At 60.5% G+C, this 24,236-nt stretch carries 17 protein-coding genes, 1 tRNA gene, 1 pseudogene and 1 riboswitch; of the genes and pseudogenes, 12 read left to right on the top strand and 7 right to left on the bottom strand.

Going from position 1 to position 24,236, the window contains the following annotated elements; translation table 11 throughout:
• Window positions 1-83: 83 nt before the first annotated feature.
• On the bottom strand, window positions 84-773 hold the full coding sequence (locus GM79_RS15785; RefSeq protein ID WP_410471186.1) for a DUF547 domain-containing protein: 690 nt from the start codon (window positions 771-773) through the stop codon (window positions 84-86).
• 222 nt (window positions 774-995) lie between these two features.
• Between GM79_RS15785 and GM79_RS15780 the strand changes: the two genes are divergently transcribed.
• The 6 genes from GM79_RS15780 to arsS all read left to right on the top strand — a co-directional run bounded on the left by GM79_RS15780 (window position 996) and on the right by arsS (window position 6,224).
• Complete coding sequence (locus GM79_RS15780) at window positions 996-2,087, top strand: BamA/TamA family outer membrane protein (RefSeq protein WP_035565719.1); 1,092 nt, start codon at window positions 996-998, stop codon at window positions 2,085-2,087.
• A gap of 87 nt (window positions 2,088-2,174) precedes the next feature.
• Window positions 2,175-2,867, top strand: a complete 693-nt coding sequence (locus GM79_RS15775) for a TIGR04283 family arsenosugar biosynthesis glycosyltransferase (RefSeq protein ID WP_035565717.1) — start codon at window positions 2,175-2,177, stop codon at window positions 2,865-2,867.
• A complete protein-coding gene (locus tag GM79_RS15770) occupies window positions 2,867-3,871 on the top strand; it encodes an NAD-dependent epimerase/dehydratase family protein (protein ID WP_035565715.1) in 1,005 nt (334 codons plus the stop codon). The genes GM79_RS15775 and GM79_RS15770 overlap by 1 nt, the downstream gene beginning before the upstream one ends.
• Window positions 3,864-4,742 (top strand): SDR family oxidoreductase, encoded by an 879-nt coding sequence (locus GM79_RS15765; protein WP_051718960.1) that lies wholly within the window; start codon window positions 3,864-3,866, stop codon window positions 4,740-4,742. Before GM79_RS15770 ends, GM79_RS15765 begins: the two co-directional genes overlap by 8 nt.
• Window positions 4,743-4,798: 56 nt before the next feature.
• Complete coding sequence (locus tag GM79_RS15760) at window positions 4,799-5,131, top strand: arsenosugar biosynthesis-associated peroxidase-like protein (protein WP_035565711.1); 333 nt, start codon at window positions 4,799-4,801, stop codon at window positions 5,129-5,131.
• Window positions 5,132-5,177: 46 nt separating this feature from the next.
• The gene (gene arsS, locus GM79_RS15755; RefSeq protein WP_035565709.1) at window positions 5,178-6,224 is read left to right on the top strand and encodes an arsenosugar biosynthesis radical SAM (seleno)protein ArsS; all 1,047 of its coding nucleotides are present in this window, start codon (window positions 5,178-5,180) and stop codon (window positions 6,222-6,224) included.
• Window positions 6,225-6,389: 165 nt separating this feature from the next.
• Here the strand turns inward: arsS and ppk1 are convergent, their stop codons facing one another.
• From ppk1 to GM79_RS15730, 5 genes are all read right to left on the bottom strand, one after another.
• Window positions 6,390-8,468: a polyphosphate kinase 1 gene (gene ppk1, locus GM79_RS15750; protein ID WP_235184084.1), complete on the bottom strand. Its 2,079-nt coding sequence runs from the start codon at window positions 8,466-8,468 to the stop codon at window positions 6,390-6,392.
• Window positions 8,469-8,625: 157 nt separating this feature from the next.
• Complete coding sequence (locus GM79_RS15745; protein WP_035565703.1) at window positions 8,626-9,120, bottom strand: SixA phosphatase family protein; 495 nt, start codon at window positions 9,118-9,120, stop codon at window positions 8,626-8,628.
• A 155-nt stretch (window positions 9,121-9,275) separates the two neighbouring features.
• Window positions 9,276-11,066 carry a GEVED domain-containing protein gene (locus tag GM79_RS26340; protein WP_161787195.1) on the bottom strand — a complete coding sequence of 597 codons (1,791 nt, stop codon included), beginning with the start codon at window positions 11,064-11,066 and terminating at the stop codon, window positions 9,276-9,278.
• A gap of 251 nt (window positions 11,067-11,317) precedes the next feature.
• Window positions 11,318-12,562, bottom strand: a complete 1,245-nt coding sequence (locus GM79_RS15735; RefSeq protein ID WP_072008636.1) for a M43 family zinc metalloprotease — start codon at window positions 12,560-12,562, stop codon at window positions 11,318-11,320.
• Between the two features lie 436 nt (window positions 12,563-12,998).
• On the bottom strand, window positions 12,999-16,937 hold the full coding sequence (locus GM79_RS15730; RefSeq protein ID WP_235184083.1) for a metallophosphoesterase: 3,939 nt from the start codon (window positions 16,935-16,937) through the stop codon (window positions 12,999-13,001).
• 250 nt (window positions 16,938-17,187) lie between these two features.
• On the opposite strand from GM79_RS15730, the gene GM79_RS15725 reads away from it, so the two are divergent.
• The 3 genes from GM79_RS15725 (at window position 17,188) to GM79_RS15715 (ending at window position 19,430) form a co-directional block, all read left to right on the top strand.
• A complete protein-coding gene (locus tag GM79_RS15725) occupies window positions 17,188-18,525 on the top strand; it encodes a Pycsar system effector family protein (RefSeq protein WP_152560029.1) in 1,338 nt (445 codons plus the stop codon).
• Between the two features lie 55 nt (window positions 18,526-18,580).
• A tRNA-Arg gene (locus tag GM79_RS15720) sits at window positions 18,581-18,654 on the top strand.
• Between the two features lie 191 nt (window positions 18,655-18,845).
• Entirely contained in the window at window positions 18,846-19,430 is a 585-nt protein-coding gene (locus GM79_RS15715; RefSeq protein ID WP_035565696.1) for a hypothetical protein, read from the top strand.
• Window positions 19,431-19,591: 161 nt separating this feature from the next.
• On the opposite strand, the gene GM79_RS15710 is transcribed toward GM79_RS15715, so the two are convergent.
• Entirely contained in the window at window positions 19,592-22,018 is a 2,427-nt protein-coding gene (locus GM79_RS15710; protein ID WP_235184082.1) for a TonB-dependent receptor, read from the bottom strand.
• A gap of 133 nt (window positions 22,019-22,151) precedes the next feature.
• Window positions 22,152-22,257, bottom strand: a riboswitch (TPP riboswitch).
• Window positions 22,258-22,429: 172 nt separating this feature from the next.
• Between GM79_RS15710 and GM79_RS15705 the strand changes: the two genes are divergently transcribed.
• The 3 genes and pseudogenes from GM79_RS15705 to GM79_RS26555 form a co-directional block, all read left to right on the top strand.
• Window positions 22,430-22,654 (top strand): hypothetical protein, encoded by a 225-nt coding sequence (locus GM79_RS15705; protein ID WP_035565692.1) that lies wholly within the window; start codon window positions 22,430-22,432, stop codon window positions 22,652-22,654.
• Between the two features lie 377 nt (window positions 22,655-23,031).
• Complete coding sequence (locus tag GM79_RS15700; RefSeq protein ID WP_081867807.1) at window positions 23,032-23,658, top strand: bacteriorhodopsin; 627 nt, start codon at window positions 23,032-23,034, stop codon at window positions 23,656-23,658.
• A pseudogene (locus GM79_RS26555) lies at window positions 23,547-24,236 on the top strand (IS5 family transposase); the annotation flags it as partial. The gene GM79_RS15700 and the pseudogene GM79_RS26555, both read left to right, overlap by 112 nt.

Below are 24,236 nucleotides of genomic sequence, written 5' to 3'. Positions count from 1 at the left end.
GGGTTTCCTTAGGTGCCTGCGCCTGGGCAGTTGGCAAAAGCCACGGGCTGCCCAAGGCCAGCCAGCAGCCCAGGCGCCGGCCCTTATTGCTCATTCAGGTTCCAGTTGTAGTCCAGGTACGACACCTTGTCGGGGTTGGCGAGCTTGGTTTTGGCGTACTTGTTCACCCACTTGGCTACCGACTGGCCGTTGTTTTCCCAGTCGCCCTTGTACCAGTCGAAATACTTGGAAAGCTGTCCGGAACCGGGCTTGTTTTTGGTGGGGTCGTTGAGGAAATCGCGGGCCTGGTCGTCGAGCTGGCGGTCCAGCTTCTCGGCGGTAAACGCCTCATTGCGCAGCCGGGGGCACGAAACCGAGGCGCACACCAGGGCGAAGTGAATGCGCGGGTCGTCGTAGTTCTTACGCAGCGTGCCGTGCTCAATATTATCGAGGCTCATTTTCTCGCCGCCGATGCTGAAAAACTTGGACGCCCAGGGCGTGGTCACGAAGGGAATCTTAATTTTCGAGCCAATATCCTTGATGCTCTCCACCGGGTAGTGGTTGAGGATGAGCCGGATGGTGTAGGCGTTGTAGGCGTTTATCCAGTAGGCCATCTGCTCGTTTTTGCTCCAGCTCTTGGTCGGTGCGTTTTTGCTGAGCAGGGCCAGGTACTGGTCAAATTCCTTTTGGTCGGCTTTGAAGCCCTTGTAGCTCACCTGCCCTTTTTCGTTGACGTGCTTTTTCAGCAGCCGGTCGTAGGCGCTATGGTCAAACGGGGCGGCGGCGCTGCTCATTGCCGCATTATTTGCCGCGACATTATTTGCCGCGAATAAGGGCGTTTCCGGTGCGCTGCAAGCCACCAGGGCAGCTATCGAAAGGCCAAGCATGGCCAGCGCGGGGAGGTTGGTTAGTTTTATCATCTTGTTCATAAACAGAGTATACGGGTAGTAGTTGAGGCGAAGATTGAATAGCGGCCAAACTATCCCCGGCCGCAGCTCCGTAAGCATCCTAAATTCATGCCAATGCTCCTGCTCTCCGCGCTTTTGGGCCTAACGGCGCCCGCCGACACCGTGCCCAAGCGGATTGCGCTGTTTCCGTTGCCGCTGGTGTACTACACGCCCGAAACCCGGCTGGCCTACGGCGCGGCCGCCACGGCCACCGTGCGCTTTCGGCGCGATGCCGATTTTCCGGCCGCCCGCCCGTCCCAGTTCACCTTCGGCGTGGCCTACACGCAAAATAAGCAGCTGCTGGTGTACCTGCCCTTCCAGCTGTTCTACGACCACAATAATTACTACGCCTACGGCGAGCTGGGCTACTACCGCTACAATTACTACTTCTACGGCCTGGGCGAAAACGAAGTGCCGCGTGAGCTGTACGGCGTCAATTTCCCCCGCGTGCGACTCAATGCGTTCCGGCGCATCATGCCCGCGCTCCGGCAGGGCAAGCTCTACGCCGGCCTGCGCTACCAGTACGAAGACTACGACGTGACCACCACCGTGCCCGATGGCCAGCTGGCTTCGGGCGCGGTGCCGGGCGGGCAGGGCAGCCGGCTGCTGGGCAGCGGCCTGGGCCTCTTTTTTGACTCGCGGGACAACGTATTTTTCCCCGGTAAGGGCGTGGTGGCCGACATCAGCGGCCTGGTGCGCAACGCCGCGGCCGGGGCCGGCCCCACCGGCCAAACCACGTATTCTGACCGCTACACAGCAGATGTATCGTCCTACCACACCCTGCACAAAAAGGCAATTCTGGCCATGAACTACTACGCCAGCTACACGGTAGGCACGGCGCCGTTCAATGCCATTTCGCTGCTCGGCGGCACCCGCCGGATGCGCGGCTACTACGAAGGCCGTTACCGCGACCAGAACGCGGCCCTGCTCCAAACCGAGCTGCGGGTGGCGGCCTACCGGCGCCTGGGTGCCGTAGTATTCGGCTCGGTGGGCGTGCTGGGCAACGGGCAAACGGCCCTGCGCCTGGGCCAGCCCAAAGGGGCCTACGGCGCGGGCCTGCGCTTCACCGTCAACCGGCGCGACCACCTCAACCTGCGCGTCGATTACGGCTTTGGCAAGGAGTCGAGCGGCCTGTACCTCACCATCGGCGAAGCTTTTTAGCCGAACGAGGGGGCGTGGAAACCCATATCACGTTCCAGTCCGTTAACTCTAATCCGAGAAATTCCCGTTTTCCCGAAGCCTTCGCATATGACCCTCAGCGTTATCATTCCCACCTACAATGAAGCCGCCAACATTGGCCGGCTGGTGCAGGACCTGCGCCACTTTGCCGCAGGCCAGGCGGTGGAGGTGCTGGTGATAGATGCGCACAGCCCCGATGGCACCGCCGAGGCCGCCCGGCAGGCCGGGGCCACGGTGCTGTTGGCCCCCAAAGCCGGCCGTGCTGCCCAAATGAACTTTGGCGCGCAACACGCCACCGGCGCCATTCTCTATTTCGTGCACGCCGACGTCGGCATTCACCCCGATTACGTGGCCACCATCGGGGCGGCGGTGGCCGGGGGGCACGAGGCGGGCTGCTACCGGTTTCGGTTCGATTCGCCCCATCCGCTGCTGCGCATCAACAGCTACGGCACCCGCTTTCCGGGCATTATGAGCCGCGGCGGCGACCAGACGCTGTTTGTCACCCAAGCGTTGTTTCAGCGGCTGGGCGGGTTTAATGAGCGGTTTGTCATCATGGAAGACTTCGAAATCATTCTTCGGATTCGGAAAGTGGCCTCCTTTTTTATCGTGCCGCAGGACGTTCGGGTATCGGCCCGCAAGTACGAAACCAACGGCTGGCTGCGGGTGCAGGTCGCCAACCTCACGGCCTTTTCGCTGTTTTTTCTGAAGGTGTCGCCCGTGCGCATTGCCCGCACCTACAAGGCCATGCTCAACTACCGCTGATGCCGCCGACCATCCTCGTCACCGGCGCCAACGGCTTTCTGGGCCGCCACCTTGTGGCCGAGCTGCTACGCCGCAACTACACCGTGCGCGCCCTGGTGCGGCCCCAAAACCACCTGGCAGCTTCTCCCCTGCCGCCCTTGCAAAGCCTGCCCATCGAGTGCGTGACGGGCGACATCAGCCAGCCGGACTCGGTGGCCGGGGCGGCCGATGGCTGCACGGCCATCATTCATGCGGCAGCCCTGGCGCGGGTGAACCCGGCCCGCGACCCGGCGCTGTGGGCTGCCAATGACGCCGGTACCGCCACCGTGCTAGAGCTGGCGCGACAGGCCCAAATCGAGCGGTTGGTGTACGTGGGAACGGCCAACGTATTCGGCTTCGGCACGCAGGCGCAGCCCGGCGACGAAACCCAGCCCTTTGCCGGCGCCCGCTACGGCCTGGATTACATGGACAGCAAGCGGGCTGCCACCAACCGGGTGCTGCGCGCCGTGGCCGACTGGCAGTTGCCCGCCGTGCTGGTGCACCCCACCTTCATGCTGGGCCCCGGCGATGCCAAACCGACTTCCAACGCCCTATTGCTGGAGCTGTACCGGGGCCGGCTGCTGGGCTGCCCGGCCGGCGGCAAAAACTACGTGCACGTGCGCGACGTGGCCGCGGCCACCGTGAATGCCCTGGACCAGGGCCGCGTGGGCGAGTCGTATATTCTGGGCAACCAAAACCTGAGCTACCGCGAGGCTTTCCAGCTAATGGCCCACGTGATAGCCTGCCCGCCGCCGCGCTGGCCCGTGCCGGCCGCCGTGGCCCGGCTGGTGGGCGTGGCCGGCGACTGGCAGGCCCGCCTCACCGGCCGCCCCGCGCAGGTGAATTCCGCCATGACGGCCGTGGCGAATGACGGCCACTACTTCTCCGTTCAAAAAGCTATTGCCGAACTTGGCCTGCCCCAAACCCCGGTAGCGCAGGCCGTGGCCGAAGCCTTCGCCTGGTTCAAGGAACACCATTATGTTTGAGACCAACCCCATCGCGGCCACCAGCCCCACCCTGCCCCGGCCGCCCCAAGCGGCCCGGACGGGACCGTTTGCGGGCAAAGTAGCCATTATCACCGGCTCGGAATCGGGCATTGGCCGGGAAACGGCGCGGGCGTTTTGTGAGCAGGGCGGGGCCGTGGTCCTCAACGGCCGCAACGCCGAGCGTTTGGAACGCACCCGCCAGGAGCTGGCCGAGGCCGGGCTGACCGTGGCCAGCTGCCGGGCCGATGTGACGGACTATGGCGACTGCGAGCGGCTGGTGGCAACCGCCATTCGGGAGTTTGGGCAGCTGGATGTGCTCGTGACCAACGCCAGCGTTTCGATGCGCGCCTACTTCGCCGATATGCAGCCCGAGGTGTTCCGGCAGGTGCTCGACAGCAACGTGTATGGCACGGTGTACCCGCTCAAGGCCGCGCTGCCGCACCTGATGCGAACGCGGGGCAGCGTCACGTTTATTTCTTCGATTTCGGCCCTCAATGGCATGCCCAGCGGCTCGGCCTACTGCGCGGGCAAGGCAGCAGTGGCCAACCTGGCCCACACCCTGCGGCTGGAGCTGGCCCACACCGGCATTCACTTTGGCGTGGTTCACATCGGCTTCACGCAAAACGACGCCGAAAAGCGCGTGCTCGATGCCAACGGGCAGCCCGTACCCATTGCCCACCGCCCGCCGCGCTGGCAGAAATCACAGGCCGACGTAGCCGGAATTATCCTCGGGCACATTCAGCGGCGGCGCCAGCGCACCGTCATTTCGGTCCTGGGCCGGCTCATCGTGCTGCTCCATACGTTCTTTCCCCGGCTCGGCGATTGGATAGTGCTTCGAACGGTACGGCGCCTGCGGCACTTTTACGAGTGAAATCCTCCACAAAAGCTGTAATTTCCCGCTGTTTCGAACCTCTTTTCAAAACCACCATGGACACGTACTACAATCCTTCCGACCTCAAAAAATTCAGCAGCATCGGCGAGTTTCAACCCGAATTTGCCGAGAAGTTTTTCTCCTATTACGGGGCGGTATTCGCCGAAGGTGCCCTCACGGCGCGCGAAAAATCCCTTATTGCCTTGGCCGTGGCGCACGCCGTGCAATGCCCCTACTGCATCGATGCTTACACGTCGGACACGATGGAAAAAGGCTGTACCGAGCCCGAGATGATGGAAGCCGTGCACGTTGCAGCAGCCATTCGGGGTGGTGCCACGCTGGTGCACAGTGTGCAGATGATGAACAAAGTCAAGGACCTTTCCATGTAAACCGCTGGGGCCGTTGGCTTCCGCTGTTATTCACTCATTCGCAAATATGAAGTCCCTCAAGGCCTCGGGCCACCAACTGGCCGACTCGGCTTTTCAGCTTACCGTGCTGCGCCAGGAAGTAGCCGAAACGCTGCATTTGCCGCTGTTTCACGAGAAGCTGCGCGGCGCCGGGCTGTTTCCGCTCGCGCCGGTGGCGCCGGCCGTGCTGCAAATCAACGTGGGCAAAATGTGCAACCAGGTATGCAAACACTGCCACGTAGATGCCGGCCCCGACCGCAAGGAAATCATGACCCGCGACACGATGCAGCTCTGCCTCGACGCGCTGGCCCAGAGCGACATTCAGACGGTGGACCTGACTGGCGGCGCGCCCGAGATGAACCCGGATTTCCGGTGGTTCGTGGAGCAAATCAGCCAACTGGGCCGCAAGGTGCTGGTGCGCTGCAACCTCACCATCATCGTGGCCAATAAGAAATACCACGACCTGCCCGAGTTTTTCAAGCGGTACGGCGTGGAAGTGGTAAGTTCTCTGCCCTCGTACAGCGCCGGCCAAACCGACCGCCAGCGCGGCGACGGCGTGTTTGCCGATTCCATTAAAGCGCTGAGAATGCTGAATGCCGTGGGCTACGGCGTCGAAGGCTCGGGGCTGGTGCTGAACCTGGTTTATAACCCCAGCGGGGCCTTTTTGCCCGGCGCCCAAAAAGGGCTGCAAGACCAGTTCAAGCGTGCGTTGGCGAAGGATTTCGGCATCGTTTTCAACGAGCTGTTCGCCATCACCAACATTCCGGTGAGCCGCTACCTCGACTACCTCATCGAGTCGGGCAACTACGCCGGCTACATGGAAAAGCTAGTGAATGCCTTCAACCCCGTGGCCGCCGCGGGCGTCATGTGCCGCACCACCATTTCCGTGGGCTGGGACGGCGGCCTCTACGACTGCGACTTCAACCAAATGCTGGATTTGTACGTGGCCAGCCCCGTGCAGCACATCCGCGATTTCGACGCCGCCGCCCTGGCCCGCCGCAGCATCGTGGTGAACCAGCACTGCTACGGTTGCACCGCCGGCAGCGGCTCAAGCTGCGGCGGAACCGTGGCGTAGGGTTTGCACTGTTAGGACTTACGTAAACGACTTTCTGACGAGCTTTCTCGCAGAGGCCCGCAGAGGTAAACGCGGAGGTTCGCAGATTTTGCCGCCTGACCTCTGCGGACCTCTGCGTTTTACCTCTGCGAACCTCTGCGAGAAACAACTGTACGTAAGCCCTGCTCAGTCTTGAGATTTTTGTGCTTTTTGCTGCCGGCGCTTGAGGCCCTTTAGCCACGCATAGGCAGCTTCCTGGGCCTGCACGGGCTTTTTTCCATCCTGCGGCAGCACGTAGTTGTTGTCGAAGTCGCGCGCTTTCACGGTGTCGTTTCGCTGCAAATCGAGCAGGTAGCGCAGCTCGGCGCGCAGGCCCTCGTCCAGCATCGGGAAGGCTATTTCCACGCGGCGGTCGAGGTTGCGGGTCATCCAGTCGGCGGAGGACACGTAGACTTTTTCCTCGCCGCCGTGGCCGAAAACGTACACCCGGCTGTGCTCCAAAAAGCGGTCGACGAGGCCGTGCTGGGTGATGTTGGCACTGAATTCGGGCTGTCCTGGCAGCAGGCAGCCAATGCCGCGCACGATGAGCTCGACCCGCACGCCGGCCGCGCTGGCCTGGTAGAGTTTGGCAATCATGTCCCGGTCTTCCACCGAGTTCACCTTGAGAATAATGTACGCCTCCTTGCCTTTCTTCGCCTGCTTGATTTCGTAGTCAACCAACGCGTTGAGGCCCGGCCGCAGCGCAAACGGAGCCACAAGCAAGTGCTTGAGCTCCGGCACCACGCTTTGGTCGCGCAGGTAATCGAACACCATGGCCGCTTCGCCGGTCAGCCGCGCGTCGGCCGTAAACAGGCCGTGGTCGGTATAGAGCGTACTGGTGCTTTCGTTGAAATTACCAGTGCTGAAATAGGCATATTGGCGGGTGGTTTCGTCGTCCTCCAGGCGCGTGAGCAGCAGCAGCTTGCTGTGTACTTTCAGCTCGGGCGGGGTAAAAATGACGTTGGCGCCGGCTCGTTTGAGCTTATCAGCCCAAAAGAGGTTGGATTCCTCGTCGAAGCGCGCTTTCAGCTCTACCACCACCGTTACCTGCTTGCCGTGCTTGGCTGCTTTCAGCAGGGCTTTTACCACGGCGCTCTTGCTGGCCACGCGGTAGAGGGTGATGCTGATGGCGGATACGCGCGGGTCGGTGGCGGCTTCGCGCAACAGGCGCGTGACGTAGTCGAACGACTGGTAGGGCGGGTGCAGCAGGTGGTCGCGTTGCGCGATGGCGGCCAGCAGGCTGCCCGTGCGCGGTAGCGTGGGGTGCGGCAAGGCCGGGCGGGCGGGGTAATTCAGGCCCGCGTCGCTGAACTCGGGAAAGCCGAAAAAGTCGCGGAAGTTGTGGTAGCGGCTGCCCTCCACCAACTCCTCGTCGGTGATGCCGGTTTTCTGCTTGATGGCGCGGAGCGTTTCCGGCGGCATCAGCGGGTCGTAGAGCAGGCGGGCCGGAAAACCGGTGGCGCGCTTGCTCAGGCTGCTGCGGATTTTCTCCATCAGGTCACCCGATACTTCCTCCTCAATGTCGAGCTCGGCATCGCGCGAAAGCTTGATGGCGCCGACCTCCACGCGCTGGTAGGCCGGGAAAAGCCCGGCCGCGCCCACGCGAATCACGTCGTCCAGAAATAATACGAACCGCTCCTCACCTTCGTCGGGCAGGCGCACGAAGCGGCCGCCGTGGCGCTTGGTGGGCAGTTCCATCAGCAGCACCCGCTCCGATTCGAGGCCTGCTTCGGGGTCGTTGGGCTCACGCAGGTAAAAGGTGAGGTACACGGCCTGGTCCTTCAAAAAAAGGTGGTGCAAAGTATCGTCCAGCACCACGGGCGAAAGCAGGTCGCGCACGTTTTCCTCAAAATAGCGGGCCGTCCACTCCCGCTGCCCGTCACTCAGCTCGGCCTCGCTCAGCAGGTGAATGTGGTGGCGGTTGAGCTCGGGCAGCAGCTGCTCCCGAAACGTGACGCCAAATGCCTGCTGCTGCCGCCCCACTTCTTCGAGCACCTTGCGCAGCTCCCGCTTGGGGTTGTCGTTGAGCTGGGCGCGGGTCTTTTTCTTGAGTTTCACCAGGCGCCGCAGCGTGGCCACCCGCACCTTGAAAAACTCGTCGAGGTTGCTACTGAAAATGGCCAGAAACTTCAGGCGCTCCAGCAGCGGGACGGTGGGGCACTGGGCTTCCTGCAATACGCGGGCGTTGAATCGCAGCCAGCTTAAGTCACGCGAGAGGGTTTTCAATGGGCTAATGGCGTAGTGAGCAGATAAAGAAATGCGGCCGGAACCGATGAGAACCCGGCCGCCGAAGCCTCTCTACGGTTTCCCCGGTCAGAAAGTCGTTTCCGCGGTTTACCTTTTCACGTCCTGTCGCTCCTGCCCCTGGCATCAGCACAGGGTGCTAGCCGGCATTGCGGGGAAAATCGTAGAAATAAAATTCGGCATTGGCCTTGCCCACCTCGCTCCACTGCTCACAGGTGAAGCGCAGGCACACCACAGCCGCCGTGGGCATGTCGTTCACAGAATTGGGCGATAACGCGTTGGCCGTTTCGGTAATGGTGGGGTTGTGGCCCACCAGCAGCACGATATCCGCCGCGTCGGGCAGGTCGTGGATAACAGCCAGCAACTGGTCCACGTCGGCACCATAAATCCCGGCTTCCACCACTATTTTATCGTGCGGATACTGCATTTCGCGGGCTACGAGCACGGCGGTGCTCATGGCCCGCACGGCCGGCGAGCTCACCACCAAATCGGGACAAATGCGGCGTTTGGCCAGCGCCTGGCCCATGGCCGGGGCATCGTCGCGCCCCCGGTCGTTAAGTGGACGTTCCTGGTCGCTAAGCTCGTCAAAGCTCCAGCTGGATTTGGCGTGACGAAGAAGGTAAAGGGTTTTCATAAGGGCGAAGCTAGGCGTGTTTTGCTTACCCCTTGCTTTGTCAAAAGGTTATGCGGGCCGGCTGGCGAGGCATTACTCGGTACTGGAAAACAAAAAAGAGGCCCGGCTTTGCTGCCGGGCCTCTTTTCAACCAAAGCATTGATAACCCAGGTCGGCTATTCCTTCACAAAGCGCTGGTGCGTGGTACCGTCGCCGTCGCTCAGGGTGAGCAGGTAGATGCCGGGGCTCAGCTTCGACACGCTCAACTCGCCATCGACGAAGCGCAGGCCGCGTACCTCGCTGCCGCGCAGGTCGTGCACACGCACGCTGAAGGGCTGGGCTGGGTCGGCACTGGCTGGGCGGGCAATACGCAGCACGTCGGTGGCGGGGTTCGGGAACAAGCTATAACGCTCGGAGGCCGTACCCACGCGGGCCGTGCTGCCGTCAAGGCGGGCCGTACCACCGGTGATGTTGACGGTGTAGTCTTCGGTTTCGCCGTAGCTGTAGGTGTTGCAGCTGGTGGTGGCCGCGTTGTCGCTCAGCACCACGCGCAGGCGGGTGGCCCCGGTGCGAGCCGTAGCCGGCACGGTGAAGGCCCCGCTGAGCGTAGCCGCGCTAGCGCTGCTGCCGCTCACAATCAATTCGCCGGCATCGGTGAAGACGCCATTCTGGTTGTAGTCGATGTAAATCTTCCAGTTCTCGGTGTAGGCCGTGCTGGTAAAGCCCGCCGAGAAGCGGATGGTCTGCGCCGAACCGGCGGCGATGCTCGTGCTCAGGGCCGTGCCGTTGTAGTAGCCGGCGTCCTTGGCCGAGGTGCGGTTGATGGTGCCCAGGTTCACGTAGTCAATCCACTCGTAGGCCTGGCTCGTGCCCTTGCTGGCGCAATAGGTAGGCGTGCCGGTGGGGGGAGGCGTGGTACCGCCGCCGCTGGGAGCCGTGCCGCCCAACGAGGTTTTCAGCGAAGCCCGGGCGCCGCCCGTGGCAAACAGCGCGTTCATGCGGGTGCTCTGGCCATTCGAGAACATGTACATGCAAGCGTCGTTGGTGTAGTCCATGTAGTTCATGAACATGTCGCCGTTGGTGGTGTTGCCGCAGGTGCGCTTAGGAAAGGTAGGGCAGCCACCGTTGCTGGTTTGCTGGGTGGGCGTGTCGCTCACCAAGTCGTTGCCGCAGGAGGCATCGCCCCAGATGTGGCGTAGGTTCAGCCAGTGGCCCACTTCGTGCGTGGCCGTCCGGCCCAGGTTGAAGGGTGCCGAAGCCGAGCCGTTGCGGCCGAAGCCGGTGGTCAGAATCACCACGCCGTCGGTGGCTGCTGCGCCGCCGGGAAACTGGGCGTAGCCCAACACGCCGCCGCTCAGGTTGCACACCCACAGGTTGAGGTACTGGCTGGTGTTCCAGGAATTGGTACCGCCCGTGCTGGTGCTTTTCATCCGGTCATCGGTGCCCCACGAGGTTTGCGTTACCTGTTTGCGGGTGATGCCATTGGTGGCGTTGCCGCTGGGGTCGCGCTTAGCCAGTGTGAAGGCAATATTGACATTGGCAGCCAGGCCGGCGAAAGCCGATGGGGTTTTGCTCACGTCAGCGTTAAGCTTCTGGAAGTCTTCGTTGAGCACGGCAATCTGCGAGGCAATCTGCGCGTCGCTGATGTTCTGGGCCGAGGTATTATAGAGGACGTGCACTACTACCGGAATGGTGAGCGTGACGGCCGTGGACCGCTGCAGCTCGCTGCTGGGCTGGCTGGCGTAGCGGGCACCCTGCTTTTCAATCTCGGCCAAGCGCTGGGCCATAGCGGGGTTGGCAGCTATCTGAGCCGCCAGTACTTCCATGCTGCCGCAGGTGCGGCCGGGGCCCTCGCCGGCTACTGCCGTACGGATGCCGCCCAAATTAGAATCCTGGGCCTGAGCTGCTACGGGAAGCATTACCGAGCCGAGCAGGCCCAATGTCATTGCGTAAAGGGTTTGTTTCATACGGGAACAAAAAGGGGGGATTGGTGATGAAAAAATTTGTGTCGTCAATTTTTATTACTATCGTATCAAACCATTCACAATCAAACACTTAAAGCGAAGCGATGAACGAATAGCCTGATAGAATTCGAATGCTTTTTCTGAAAAAGATGGGCGTTACCAGAAAAAAATTTAGTAAAAAAGAGTCGCCTCTGGAGGCGACTCTTTTTTACTGGAGTAATCAGGGGAAGTAGCGCCCATCGAAACCGGGAGCACTATTCCTTTTCGAAACGCTGGTGCGTTACGGTACCACCGCTCGAAGTGCGGATGTAATAGAGGCCCTTGGGCAACTCCGATACTTGCACTTGGCCATTACCGTTGTAGCGGGCCTGGGTCATCACGTGGCCGCTCAGGTCGTACACACTCACCGAAACATCGCGGCCCTGCGCGGCGCTTACGTTCAGCACGTCGGTAGCAGGGTTAGGATACAGCGCCATCTTGGTGGTAACCTGACGCAGGGCCGTACCGCCCAACGAAGTAGCAAGAGTGGCGCGGGCACCAGCCAATACGGCGTCCATACGCTCCGACTGGCCCGTTGTGAACATGTACATGCAACGGTCGAAGGTGTAGTCCATGTAGTTCATGCTCATGTCGCCCTGATTGTTGCAGGTGATTTTTGGGAACACAGGGCAGCCACCGTTGCTAGTTTGCTGGGTAGGGGTGTCAGCCACCAAGTCATTGCCGCAGGAGGCATCGCCCCAGATGTGGCGCAGGTTCAACCAGTGGCCCACTTCGTGCGTAGCCGTCCGGCCCAGGTCGTAGCTGGCCGACGTGCCGCCGGGCACCGATGAGTACAGGCACACCACACCATCGGTAGCGGCTGGTCCGCCGGGGAACTGGGCATAGCCCAGCAAGCCCTGACCGAGGTTACAGAGCCACAGATTCAGGTACTGGTCACGAGGCCAGGCGCTGCTGCCGCCTTTGTTCGAATACTTCACAAAGTCGTTGCTGCTGAACGAGCGGGTTTTGGTTTTCACCCGAACCACACCCGTAGTAGCGCCGCCGGTAGGCGTGCGCTTAGCCAATACAAATCGTACGTTGGTGGCGGAGGCAACCCCGGCGAAGAGCGAAGGCACGCTGCCAGCATCGGCATTCATCTTGGCAAAGTCGTCATTCAGGACTTTTATCTGGGCATCAACCTGTGCCTGCGATATGTTTTGAGCGACAGTGTTGTAGACCACGTGTACAACGACCGGAATGGTGACCACGGTACCCGCAGTGCTCCGGTTCAGCATTTTGTTGGCCACGAACTGGCGCGTCTGCGCCTCAATGGCATCCATGCGCTTGGCCATGGCGGGATTAGCCGCCAATTGGCTTTCGTACACTTCCATGGTGGCACAGGCGCGGCCGTTGGTAGTCGTTTCGAACCGAGGGCCATTGGATGGTGCCTGGCGGGTTTGCGCGAGTACCGAAGTTGCGCTGCCCAGAAGGACCAACGCGGACATGTAAACTTTTTTCATGCAAATACTTTAGGAGTGCGAAGAATGAATGGTGCTCTGAAAAAAGAGCAATTATTTGCCAATCTAGAGAGAAAATTTAGCAATCACTCAATTCCGTGTTGCGAAATAGTTAAATAACGGCGCTTAAAATCAATTTTGATTACAAAAAAATTGATTTTACTTGATTTTACTGCCAAAAAAGCTGATTTCAGCTCGTTATCGACGAACAGGTTTTTTTTAAACAAAAATGGCAAAGCCCGAATTTTATGTGCTTATCATTTCTATTCCCGACTGTTTGGTTGGTCAGCTGGGCTACCACTGGTTACGCGCAAAGTGCCACGCGCTGCGGGGTTGAGACACACATGCCCCCCGCAAAACGACCGCAGCCCCGGCAGAACACATTCGTATGTGTTTTGCCGGGGCTGCGGGTTTTGGGCACAAAGCCCTGCTGAAGGACCTAAAACAGAAAGTCGAAACCCAGGAAAAGCAGTTTTTCCTCGCCCACCGAATACGTGGTATTGATGACGACCTGCTTGAGAATGTCGGCGTAAACGCCTCCACCAAAACCGCTGTGGAACGCGGCCAGGCCCGTCCGTACGTCATTGTCGGAATACACGCGGGCAAAATCGGCCAGGCCCAGCACCCCAAACTTACCCGGAAACAGGTAGGCGTTGAAGGAAAACAGTTGCAGGCGCGCCTCGAAGTTGCCGTAGAGGCTGGTGCGGCCAGCGTAGCGGGTGCGGCGATAGCCACGCAGGTTGGTGGTACCGCCCAGGGTGTTGGCCTGGTAAAAACGGTAGTCGCCCAGGTTGTGAGCCACACCCACGCGGCCGGCGTAGGTAATCTGTACGGGCAGGTTGGGCGTTACGTAGGCCCGGACTTCCGAGGTGAGGCGGCCGAAGCGCAGCTGCTCGCCGTTGAGTTGGAAGTTGTACTGCGCCTCGTTGTACCAACGGATGCCGATACGCGGGTTTTTGGGCGACGAGCTGGCGTCGAGGTTGAGGTAGAACAGGCCGCCGAGGTACTTATTGTTCTGGAAATCGGAGGCCCGAATGCCGAAGCGGCGGTTCTCAAAATCCTCCCCAATGCTGTCGGCAATAACGGAACCGATGGGCGTCTTTGAAACCTGAAACTGGTCGTATTGCGGTCCAAAGCCCATTTTGAGGAAGCTGAACAGGTTGCGCTCCAGCGTGGGCGCGATGGTGAGCCGCTCGAACCGCACCCGGTACGCGCTGTTCACGGTGCGGTTCGTGACGCGGCCCCGGTCGTCGTCGTCGGTGGCGAGGTTATCGGTGTCGTTGCCCAGGCCGAAGAAGTTGTAGAGCAGCTGCGGGCCGTAGTACTGGGCCGCCACGCGCAGGTCGTTTTTACCAAACACGCGGGTGAACTGCCCGGTGTAGCGGATATTATACGCCTGCCGGGCCGGGGCAAAATTGGCCACCAGGGTTTGCTCCGAGGCAAAAGGCTCGCGGCGGAAGCCATAGCGACGGTGCGTGATGCCGCCGCCCAGCAGAATACCGTCGTCGATGTTGAACCCGAAAAACAGGGATGGGCCGGTGTAGTTGAGGCGGTAGTCCTTGAGGTCGAAACGCTTGGGATGGTCGTAGCGGCTCACGTCCACGCCGGGCTCCAGGCGCAGGCGCGCGTCTTTGCCCACGTTGATGACGTTGCCGGTGTCGGCGTCGTACACCTGCGTTTTGTGGCGCAGGCCGGCCACATTGCTCACGTCCGTAATCGTGTCGCGGCCGGTGCCGGCCACCAGGCGCATCTTAATGCCCTTGTTGGCTTCGCCCTTCACCTCGTACACGTCGTTGCCGCTGATGCCGTAGAGGCGCAGCTCGTCGGTGACATCGTGCCGCACCACGCGGTCGAACAGCACTTTGCTCAGCTTGCCCTCTTTCGTGATTTTGCGCACCGTTACGTGGCTGTCGCCGTTGGGCAGGCGCTCAACTACAAACTTTTCGTTCTTTTCGCTGCCGCGCACTTCCACGATTTCCGCCACCACGTCGGCGTATTTGGCCGCCAGGTCGGGCAGCAAGTCGCGCCGGCTTTTGAGCTTGGCTACGATTTCGGCGCCGTGCAGGGCGTAAATTTCCTTGGGCCACTTTTCCCGGAAAGCCTTTTCGATGACTTCATTGGTCAGGTTTTCCTTCATGTACGTGGCCTCGGCCACCCATTGCTCGCGCGTCACGCTGCTGAGGAAGGTACGGTCGTTGGCCAGGGCGGTCTGGTTCAGGCCCTTGTAGTCGGCGTAGTCGTAGCCGAAATTCTGAAAATTACGCACCGCGAACTTGCGGCTGATGAGGTAGGGCAGCAGGCCATCGCCCTTGAAAAAGGCAATGTCACGGTCTTCGGGCACGGCCGTGAAGGTGCGGTCGCCGTCCTTGGATTTCACTTCGGCCCAGCGCCACTGGTCCTCGTGCCGGTCCCAGTCGCCAATCCACATATCAAACAGGCGCGAGCGGGCAAAGGCCACCTCGTTCACCTTGTTGTCGTTGTCTTCGAGCACGCGCTCCAACACTTTTTCGGTGCCTACCAGGTTTTTGGCAAAGCCCAGGCTGGCCACGTTGCTCTGGTCGTCTTTAGCGTCTTCTTCAAGCGCGGCGGCCTTGTTGGAGAACGCGCTGTAGTACTGGCCCAGCAAGGGGTCTTGCGGAACATAAACCGGCACCGGGTTGGTGTGCAGAATACCGGCCGCCGTGCCCAAAGGCGGCATCACAAACGAGGCGTACGGGTGCTGAGCCGAAATCTGGTCCTGCAGCAGGTCTTTGGCGAAGCCGGTGCGCAGGGCTTCGGGCAGCACGGCAGCGGGGTCTTTGTCGATGCCCCGCAGCGAGTAGTTGCGGCCGGCCTCGTTGCGCAGCTTCAGCGAAATGGTTTGCTTGCCGCCGCCGGTTTTGTAAGGCACCAGACCGCCGCGCTCATTGGCCAGGTCCAGCACGGGAAACTTCACGGGCGTGGCCCACTCTTCGCGGTAGTGCTTGCCCAGCAGCCAGTTGTGGAAGCGGCCGTGCTTGTTGTAAACCGGGTTGATGGCCACCGTCACCGTGGAGTCGCGGAAATCGGGACGGCCCAGGGGCAGGTCCGACGTGATGCGGGCGGCTAAAGCGCGCTCAGACGCCTGTTTTTCTTGCTTATCCTGTTTTTCCTCGGGCGTAACCGGGGCGGCGCGTACCGTGGCTACCGCCGCCGTAGCCTTAGCGTAAAGCGGCGTGCGGAACACCACCCGGGCGGTTTCACCCTTGCCCTCGGGCACCAGGTATTCGGTCCAAACCTGGCCGTCATCATAGTAATTGACCCGCGCAAAGCCCTTTTCCTTGTCCGAAAACAACGCGCCGCCGCCATCGCCGGGCTTCACGTGCTGGGTTTTGCAGCCCGAGCCGCTCACGATAAAGTGCGAGGCGCCTTCCTTAAAATACTGCAGGTTGTGCTCGTGCCCGGCCGCGTAAATAATGTTGGGGTACTTGTTGAATATATTCATCAGGCCCGCTTTGTAGGCCTGGTAGGCGGGGTGGGCAATGTCCTGGCTAATGCCGCCGTACTTGCGGGCAAACGGGTAGATGGAGCCGATAATGGGCAGCGGCACAAAGGCATACTTGTACACGATGCTGAGCGGGAAAAAGTGGTCGGCCAGCGTGAAGTAGCCCCCGTGCACACCGTCGCTGAACAGCGGGTGGTGGCCCACCACCATAATATTTTTGCTCTTGTTGCGCTCAATAATATCTTCCAGCTGGGCCATGAAATCGGTTTCATCGTCGACGCCACAGTTGCCCTCGCCGCCGTAGGGCCGCTCGCTCTGCGGGGTCAGAAACCACTGGGAATTGATGGTGATGAGCACCAGGTCGTCCTGCAGGCGAATTTCGTAGGGGCCGGGGCAGCCGTTGGCCGGCGTCACGAAGTCGCCGGTGTAGGAAAACGCGGCCGAGTCGGCGCCCATGTAGTTTTCGGCGTAGCGCTGTTCGCGCTGCACCTGCTCCAGGCCGCCGGGCCGGCCCTGCTTCCAGTCGTGGTTGCCCGGAATCATGTATTTCTCGCCTTGGTAGCCGCGCAGAATATCAATCTGGTCGCGCAGGCGGCGCTCCGATTCCTTGCGGTCGAATGCTCCTTCCTCGGGCATCCCGTACTCATAGATATTATCGCCGAGGAAAACAGTGGTGCTTTTGCTACCCGCCGCCAGCATCTGCTTGCGCATAAAATTCAGCGACGGCTCGCCGCCCTTGGCCGCTTCGAGGGGCTTGCCCACGTCGCCAATCAAAAAAACAGTGTACCGGATGCGGCTGCTGTCGGGGGGCAGCTTTTTTTCCCAGCCCAGGCCGCCACGCCGGTAGTTGGGTTTGGAGTTGGCCGGGTTGTCGCTGGACTCACCCTGAGCCAAAGCGCTGAGAGGAAAAGCCAAAACCGCGCAGAGCATGAATAACGCGGGCTGAAATCGGAAAAATAAGGGCATAGAACAAAAAGTAAACACGACATTACAACCCTGTCGCAGGGTCCTGATGCAAACGTACGCCAGCTAGGGATGCGGCCGTATTGACCCGTTACGCAAAGCGCAACGGTGCGGTTAGGCTTGGTTTTTTTAACTTCCGTTCGACGCTTCGCGTTCAAAGCCGGCAAGCCCGCCGGATGAACCGGCCGTAGCTTCGCCTGACATGGAAGATATTACCCCCGATACCGTCGCAACGCCCCCCGTCCCTACTCCGGCCGAACCAGCCGATTTGCCTTCTCAAAACGCCGCTACGCCGCCATTAGTTTTGGCCCCCGAAGCTGCCGCGCAGCCCACCAAGGCCAAAGCGTCGCCTTTGGTGAAAGCCGCGCAAGCCTACGTTACGGAGCTTTTTGCCCAGGAGCTGCCCGCCAAGCTCACCTACCATTCGCTGCGCCACACCGAAGCCGTGGTGAAGGAATGCCGGGCCCTGGCGCCCGCCGCCAAGCTGGGTCCGGAAGACACTGAAGCCCTGTTGGTGGCCGCCTGGTTTCACGATGTGGGCTACCTGGACGTGTACGACGGCCACGAGTTCCGAAGCATGGAGCGGGCGCGGGTCTGGCTCACCGAGCAGGAAGCCCCAGCGGCAACCATTGAGCTGGTACCACAGCTGATTAATGCCACGCACCGCGACGCGGCGTCGGAAACCAAGCTGCAAAAACTGCTCACCGATGCCGACATGAGCAACCTGGCGCGCGACGACTTCCCCTCCAGCGCCGAGCTGCTGCGTACGGAATGGGAGCTGGTGCTGGGCAAAACCTATTCGAACACGGAGTGGGCGCAGCTGCAGCTCAATTTCATGCTGGCGCACGAATACGAGTCCGAAGCCGGACGGACCCGCTACGCCGACGCCTTCAAGGAGAACGTAGCCGCTCAGCGCAAAACGCTCAAAAAGACCGAGAAAAAGAAGAAAAAGAAGTCCCAGGAAGAAAGCGACACCTTTGCCGACCCCAAACGCGGCGTCGAAACCATGTTTCGGACCATGTACAGCAACCACATCAAGCTCTCGGACATGGCCGACAAAAAGGCCAGCATGATGATTTCACTCAACGCGGTGCTGCTGTCGGTCATCATCACGTATTTGGGGGCTAAAAGCTCGGCGCTGGGCCCGGCTTTCACCCGCAATCCGGTGCTGGCCATTCCCATGGGCATCCTTCTGCTTACGTCGCTGGCGTCGGTGGTTACGGCCATTCTTTCGGCCCAGCCCGATGTCACCAGCTTCAAATGGCTGAAGAAAAGCCCCGAAGTGGCCACCAACCGGCGGGTCAACCTGTTGTTTTTCGGCAACTTCACCAAACTCAGCCTCGACCACTTCCAGGACAGCATCCGCGAGCTGATGCGCCAGAAAGAGGGCCTCTACACCAACATGGTAACCGACGTGTACTACCTCGGCGAGGTGCTTTCCCGCAAGTACGGCCTGTTACGCACCAGCTATTCGGTATTTATGGTGGGACTGATTCTCACGGTGCTTTCTTTCATTATCGTGCTGCTGTACAAATCGTAGGCGGCGGGCAGGTATTCCCTGCTTTGACTTACCTTTGCTCACCAAGCACCCCCCTGGACCTGTAGCTTAACTGCATAAAGCAAGCCTCTCCTAAGGGCTAGAGTACAGGTTGGATTCCTGTCAGGTTCACTTAAGCAAGCCCCGCACTTTCGACCTTTCACTGGTTCAGAGTGCGGGGTTTGCTGTTAAAAGCCCGTGGTCGTATTCCCAGTGGCAATCCCTTTTTTCTTGTTAGCGAAAACGGTGGTTTTTCTCGGTTAATTTAGCGGCGCCTTGGTTCATTAGGGCACTTTTTTGGCAATCCTTACTCTACCCTTCCCATGAAATACGCCGCCCTACCGCTGCTCACCCTCGGCCTGCTGTTTTCGCAGTGCGCTACCAAAGCGCCCGACCCGACGCCCGAACCCGATTACGACCAGCAAAGCGCGCAACTGATGCAGGCCGTGAAGCCGCTGGTGGCGGGCGACTGGACGCTGCGGCGCGTGTTTGTGGCACGCCAGCCCTTAAACGTCGGACAGGCCATGATTGGCATCAAGCGCGATACCGTCTTCCAGGATTTTGCCACGCTGTCCATCACGCCCGGCCCGGAGCGCCAACCGACGCCCGACCTGCGCTACGCGGATTTTGAGGGCACGCTACGTTTTCGCACCAAAACCTATCCGGTCAAATTCCAGCTTATTGCCAACCCCGAGCGGGTGGTTGAGGGAACCGGACCGCAAGCATATTTCCTGCTGACGACGAACCATCCCATCGGGTCGCGCCCAACAGAGCCCGAAGAACGGTTTCTGGAATACATCGGTTTAGTGAACGAAAACTTTACGCTGGAAGCCTTTCCCGACCAGCCCCGCACCATAACCTGGCGGGGCCTGAACCGCGGCATCAGCCGGATTGAGCTGGTGAAATAGCAGCATCAAACCCCAGCCAAAGAGCCGCTTTTCAGTTCGGCAAAAAGCCGTGGCATCAACCGCGCCAGCCACAACCACTTAAAGAAAGGGCCTTTTCCGAAGTAGGAAAAGGCCCTTTCGCATACAGAAGCAGCTTGTTAACCGGGATTAGGCACCGGCGCTTAAAACTTCACGTTCACCGAGGCCAGAAAATTGCGGGTGGCCTGCGGGTAGAACCAGTTGAATGTTTCCTGCTGGTTGCTGGCGCCCTGGTACGTGTAGGTGTAGCCGTTGGCCGCGTACTCGCGGTTGAGCAGGTTATTCACCAGCAGGCCCAGCTCGATTTCCTTCATAAAGCTGGGGCGAATGGCGTAGCGCAGGCGTAAATCGAGCGTCTGGTAAGGGTCGAGGCTGCGGTTCCGGTTCTCCGAGTTATCGAGGTACTGCCGGCTCACGGTTTTGAGCAGCAGCGCTACGCGCAAGCCCTTCAGCGGCTGGCCTTCTAAAGTATGAGCCGACACTACGCTGGGCGAATAGGAAATGGCCGACGTGCGCGGGGCCGAAATTTCGGTGCTCACCACGAAATCCGGGTCGTAGGTATACGTGTAGTCGCGGTAGTCCAGAATGCGGTTCCGGCTCAGCGTAAGCGTGCTGCTGAGACTGATTTTGTCATCGGCCGAAATAAAGCCGGTGAGCTCCACACCGGTGCGGTAGCTGCGGGCCACGTTGGTGCGCAGGGCGGTGCCTACGTCGTTGAGCTGGCCGGTGGCCACCAACTGGTTGCGGTAGTTCATGTAGAAGTAGTTGGCTTCGAGGCGCACGGTGGTGCGGGGGCCCAGCAAACTCAGGTCGGTCCGGGTGAAGCGGTAGCCCGCTTCGTAGTCCTCCAGGCGCTCGGCGCGGGCGGTTTGCGCGCCGGCCGGGCGGTCGGTGAAGTCGGCGCGCACGGGTTCGCGCTGGCCCACGGCAAAGCTGGCGTAGAGCTGCTGGCCTTCGGCCAAGGCGAAGGTGGTGCCGAACTTAGGATTGAAAAACGTGTAGTCAGCGCGGGTACGCACGTCGTTCTGGTCGTCCTCAATCCCGTCAATGTTGTAGCCGATGCGGCGCACCTGCAAGTCGCCATACACGCCGAACCGGGGCAATACCTGCCAGGTAGCGCGGGCATAGGCGTTGTAGTCGGTTTTGGTGGCGTTGTTGAAGTAGTAGCGCTGCCGCGATGAGATATTGGCCGCGTATTGCGCCCAGATAATCTCGCCGTAGTGGTCGTTGTCGAACTTATTGGCCGCGCCGCCGATGGTTGCCTGAAACCTGTCGTCGTCTTTGGGCTGGTAGTTCAGGGCGAACGTGGCGCCGTAGAAGTAGTTGTCGAGCCACTTCCGGTCGATGAGGTCGGTGCGGCTGATGGTTTCGTTACCAATCACCACGTTTTCCAGGCCATAAGCGGAGAAGCGGCGGCGGGCCCGGAAGCTCTCGTAGTAGCCCAGGCCGCGGGTGAGGTGCAGTGCCGCGCCCACGTTCCAGTCTTCGCCCAGACCCTGCGAAAGGTGCAGCTGGTAGTGGTTCTGCTGGTAGTTGTCGGTCTGGTTGTCGTAGGTGTAGTAGCTGTAGCGGCGGCCTTCCTGCCGCACCCGCGCGGCGTCGGCTTCCGATAATTCCCCGTTGTCCACGTAGGTCTGCAGCAGGGCCGCATCGCCGGTAATGGCCGGTTCGGGCACGCCGTTCCAGGCCTGGTAAGTTTTTTCGCGGCCCGAAAAGGTGATGAATTTCAGCAGCGTACTCTTGCCCTGGTAGCCGGCGGCGAAGTAATACGACTTCAAATCCGAGGCCGCCCGGTTCATGTAACCGTCGGTACTAATGCGCGAGAGGCGGCCGTCGAAGGTGAAGTGGTTGCCCACCAGCCCGGTCCCGAACTGCACGTTGTTTTTCCAGGTATTGAAGGAGCCATAGCTATTGTTGGCCTCAGCGTAGGCCTCGCGGCGGTTGTCGAGGGTGCTGATATTGATGCTGGCCCCAAAAGCCGCCCCGCCGTTCTGGCTGGTGCCCACGCCGCGCTGCACCTGCAGCGAGCTCACAGAAGAAGCTAAATCGGGCAGGTTCACCAGAAACGAGCCCCGGGATTCCGGGTCGTTCAGCGGCACCCCGTTGATGGTCATATTAATACCAGTATTACTGGTACCCCGGATGCGGATATCGGTGTAGCCCACGCCCGCGCCGGCGTCGGAAGTCACCACCACCGAAGGCGTCTGGTCGAGCAGATAAGGCAAATCCTGGCCGAAGTTGCGCTTGGCCAAGTCCTCTTTGCTGAGGTTGGTGTAGGCCGTGGCCGTGCGGTCGCTGGCCCGCGAGGCCGTTACCAGAGCCTCGCCCGTAAGCACGGCGCCGGGCTGCAGGCGGGCCGTGAGGCGCTGCTCGGTGGCCTGGCCTTGCACCTGCCGCACCACGGCCTCGTAGCCCACAAAGCTGAAGCGCAGCTCGTGCGGGCCGGCCGGCACGGTAGGCAGGGTAAAACTGCCCGTGGCATCGGTGGCCGGGCCGGCCACACCGTCGAGTAGCACGGTGGCGCCAGGTAGCGCCTCGCCCGTCCGGGCATCAGTAAGCGTACCGGACACGGGGCCTTGGGCCCATGCCGGCGCGAAAGCCGTCCCCAAAAGGATGGCTCCCGCAATCAATGCAGTTTTCAAAAAAATTATGGCGTAAAAAATGGAACGCGCCGTCGCCCCAGGGGTCGGAGCGGCAGCGGAAACGTCCGCGGATTGTTTGTTCCCTTCGCCGGCATTACCCGGTTCAGGTTCGATGGGTATCATCTCAGCCGATGTCGTGCACAACATCAGCACCCCTAAACATGGGACAAAGGTAGGCGTGCCGCGCCGGTATGCCCGCAAAATCGACGGCTAACTTCGGTGGCCGGCAACTTAGTTCTTGGTCGTTTGTTGAAAGTCAGTTAATTTAGGGACGTGGGTCGGCGCAACGCCGGAACGCGAACCCCGTTCTAAACTTGCCCCGCTTCAGCTGCTTTCGCTATGTTCAGCCTCATCTACGCCGTTGTTTTTTGCGCATTTTTCCTCTTCATGCTGGTGCTGCCGCGGCGGCGGCGCGCCCTGCCCCCTCCCCCGCCGCCCAATAGCGACGATGATGGCGGCGAGCTGCACGACCCCGGCCTGCCCGACCTGGATTTGCCGCCCGGCATTTCCCGGCCCATCAACGACTGGGAGCCCGACTACAACAAACCCCGCGTAGGCGTGTAAAACAGCCCAGCAGGCTTCTCAGCCACGTACCAAGAGCGTTTCCACGGCCCCTCAGCGGCTATGGAAACGCTTTTTTGTCGTAGCGCGGCGTACGGACGGCGGTGGCGCTCGTACTAGCGGCCCGCCACGAGTTGAATAGTACTGAAGTAGGACAATCATACTGCCGGGCCATAGCGTACCGGCCCGGCAGTGTGGCGGCCACATTCTGGTTTGCAGGCTTGAAAATTGCCGTACAGCTTGGGCTGCCTGTAAAGCGTAAATGGGAAGAAGCAAAATTGTTTGTTTAAACTTTTAAATAAATATGCTAAACAAATAGCACCAAAATATCATTTTTGTAATACATTTGGCCCATCGTTTAACCCTCAACTTTTTGTACCATGCAAAACTCGTTTCTAGGCGTTGTAACAGTTCCCGTGGATGACCCGGTCGCATTCACCTTCTTCATTGGCTACATGGCCATGGCGGCGGCGGCGGTATTCTTCCTGTTTGAGCGCAGTACCGTTGCCGACAAGTGGAAAACCTCCCTACTGATTTCGGGCCTGATTACGGGCATTGCGGCGGTGCACTACTACTACATGCGGGACTACTACATCATGTCCAACTCTACCCCCATTGCCCTGCGCTACATCGACTGGACGCTGACGGTGCCGCTAATGGTGGTGGAGTTCTACCTGCTGGTGCGGGCGGCCGGGGCCAAGGCTTCCCTGCTGTGGAAACTGGTGCTAGCGGCTCTCGTGATGCTGGTGTTCGGCTACATCGGCGAAGCCTTCACCGACGGGTCTATGGGCCACTCGGCCCTGTGGGGCACGCTCTCCACGCTAGGGCGTGAGGACAATAAGAAATCAGCTATATGTTTACTGCTTATTTACTTTTCAGCATGCGCCGTCACGAAATTTCTGATGCTACCTGGGCCCTGGTTGCCCCGCACCTCTCCGGCAAGGCCGCCGATGGCGGGGCGACGGCCGTCGATAACCGGCTGTTTTTCAACGCTGTGGTGTGGATAATGCGCACCGGCTGCCCGTGGGCCGACCTGCCCGAACGCTTCGGCAAGTCCGACACGGCCCGCAAACGCTTCCGCCGGCTGGCCGAAAAAGGCGTCTGGCGCCGCCTTTTCCAGGTCGTCCAAGCGCCGGAGCTGGACTGGGTGCTGCTCGACTCGACCATCGTGCGGGCGCACCAGCACGCGGCGGGCCAAAAAAAAGCGACGCTCAGACCGAGTGCCTCGGCCGCAGCCGGGGCGGGATGAGCACCAAAATTCACGCCTGCGTCGAGTCGCTGGGCAACGCGGTGCGCCTGCTCGCCACCCCCGGCCAGGCCGGCGACAGCCCGCAGGCGCTGCCCCTGCTCGACGGCCTCGACGTGGGCCAGGTAGTGGCCGACACGGCCTACGACAGCGACCAAACCCGCGCCTATTGCGCTCAACGCGGTATTCAAGCCGTCATCCCCAGCCACCCCAACCGCACCCAACCGCTGCCCCTGGACGAGAATGCCTACCGCGACCGCAACAAAATCGAACGCTTTTTCGGACGCATGAAGCAGTATCGCCGCTTGGCCACCCGCTACGAGAAGACCATCGTTTCCT

The organism is Hymenobacter sp. IS2118, from assembly GCF_000715495.1.
Classification (GTDB): Bacteria; Bacteroidota; Bacteroidia; order Cytophagales; family Hymenobacteraceae; genus Hymenobacter.
The sequence above is the reverse complement of the archived record's forward strand: the minus strand, read 5'-3'. Positions and strand labels throughout refer to the sequence as shown.

Excerpts from the sequence above, each read along its gene's own strand:
- GM79_RS15770 (WP_035565715.1), top strand. The coding sequence starts at position 2,867 with ATGCCGCCGACCATCCTCGTCACCGGCGCCAACGGCTTTCTGGGCCGC.
- GM79_RS15735 (WP_072008636.1), bottom strand. The coding sequence starts at position 12,562 with ATGAAAAAAGTTTACATGTCCGCGTTGGTCCTTCTGGGCAGCGCAACT.
- GM79_RS15780 (WP_035565719.1), top strand. The coding sequence starts at position 996 with ATGCCAATGCTCCTGCTCTCCGCGCTTTTGGGCCTAACGGCGCCCGCC.
- arsS (WP_035565709.1), top strand. The coding sequence starts at position 5,178 with ATGAAGTCCCTCAAGGCCTCGGGCCACCAACTGGCCGACTCGGCTTTT.
- GM79_RS15705 (WP_035565692.1), top strand. The coding sequence starts at position 22,430 with ATGTTCAGCCTCATCTACGCCGTTGTTTTTTGCGCATTTTTCCTCTTC.
- GM79_RS15760 (WP_035565711.1), top strand. The coding sequence starts at position 4,799 with ATGGACACGTACTACAATCCTTCCGACCTCAAAAAATTCAGCAGCATC.
- GM79_RS15765 (WP_051718960.1), top strand. The coding sequence starts at position 3,864 with ATGTTTGAGACCAACCCCATCGCGGCCACCAGCCCCACCCTGCCCCGG.
- GM79_RS15745 (WP_035565703.1), bottom strand. The coding sequence starts at position 9,120 with ATGAAAACCCTTTACCTTCTTCGTCACGCCAAATCCAGCTGGAGCTTT.
- GM79_RS15725 (WP_152560029.1), top strand. The coding sequence starts at position 17,188 with ATGGAAGATATTACCCCCGATACCGTCGCAACGCCCCCCGTCCCTACT.
- GM79_RS15785 (WP_410471186.1), bottom strand. The coding sequence starts at position 773 with ATGAGCAGCGCCGCCGCCCCGTTTGACCATAGCGCCTACGACCGGCTG.
- GM79_RS15775 (WP_035565717.1), top strand. The coding sequence starts at position 2,175 with ATGACCCTCAGCGTTATCATTCCCACCTACAATGAAGCCGCCAACATT.
- GM79_RS15700 (WP_081867807.1), top strand. The coding sequence starts at position 23,032 with ATGCAAAACTCGTTTCTAGGCGTTGTAACAGTTCCCGTGGATGACCCG.
- GM79_RS26340 (WP_161787195.1), bottom strand. The coding sequence starts at position 11,066 with ATGAAACAAACCCTTTACGCAATGACATTGGGCCTGCTCGGCTCGGTA.
- GM79_RS15715 (WP_035565696.1), top strand. The coding sequence starts at position 18,846 with ATGAAATACGCCGCCCTACCGCTGCTCACCCTCGGCCTGCTGTTTTCG.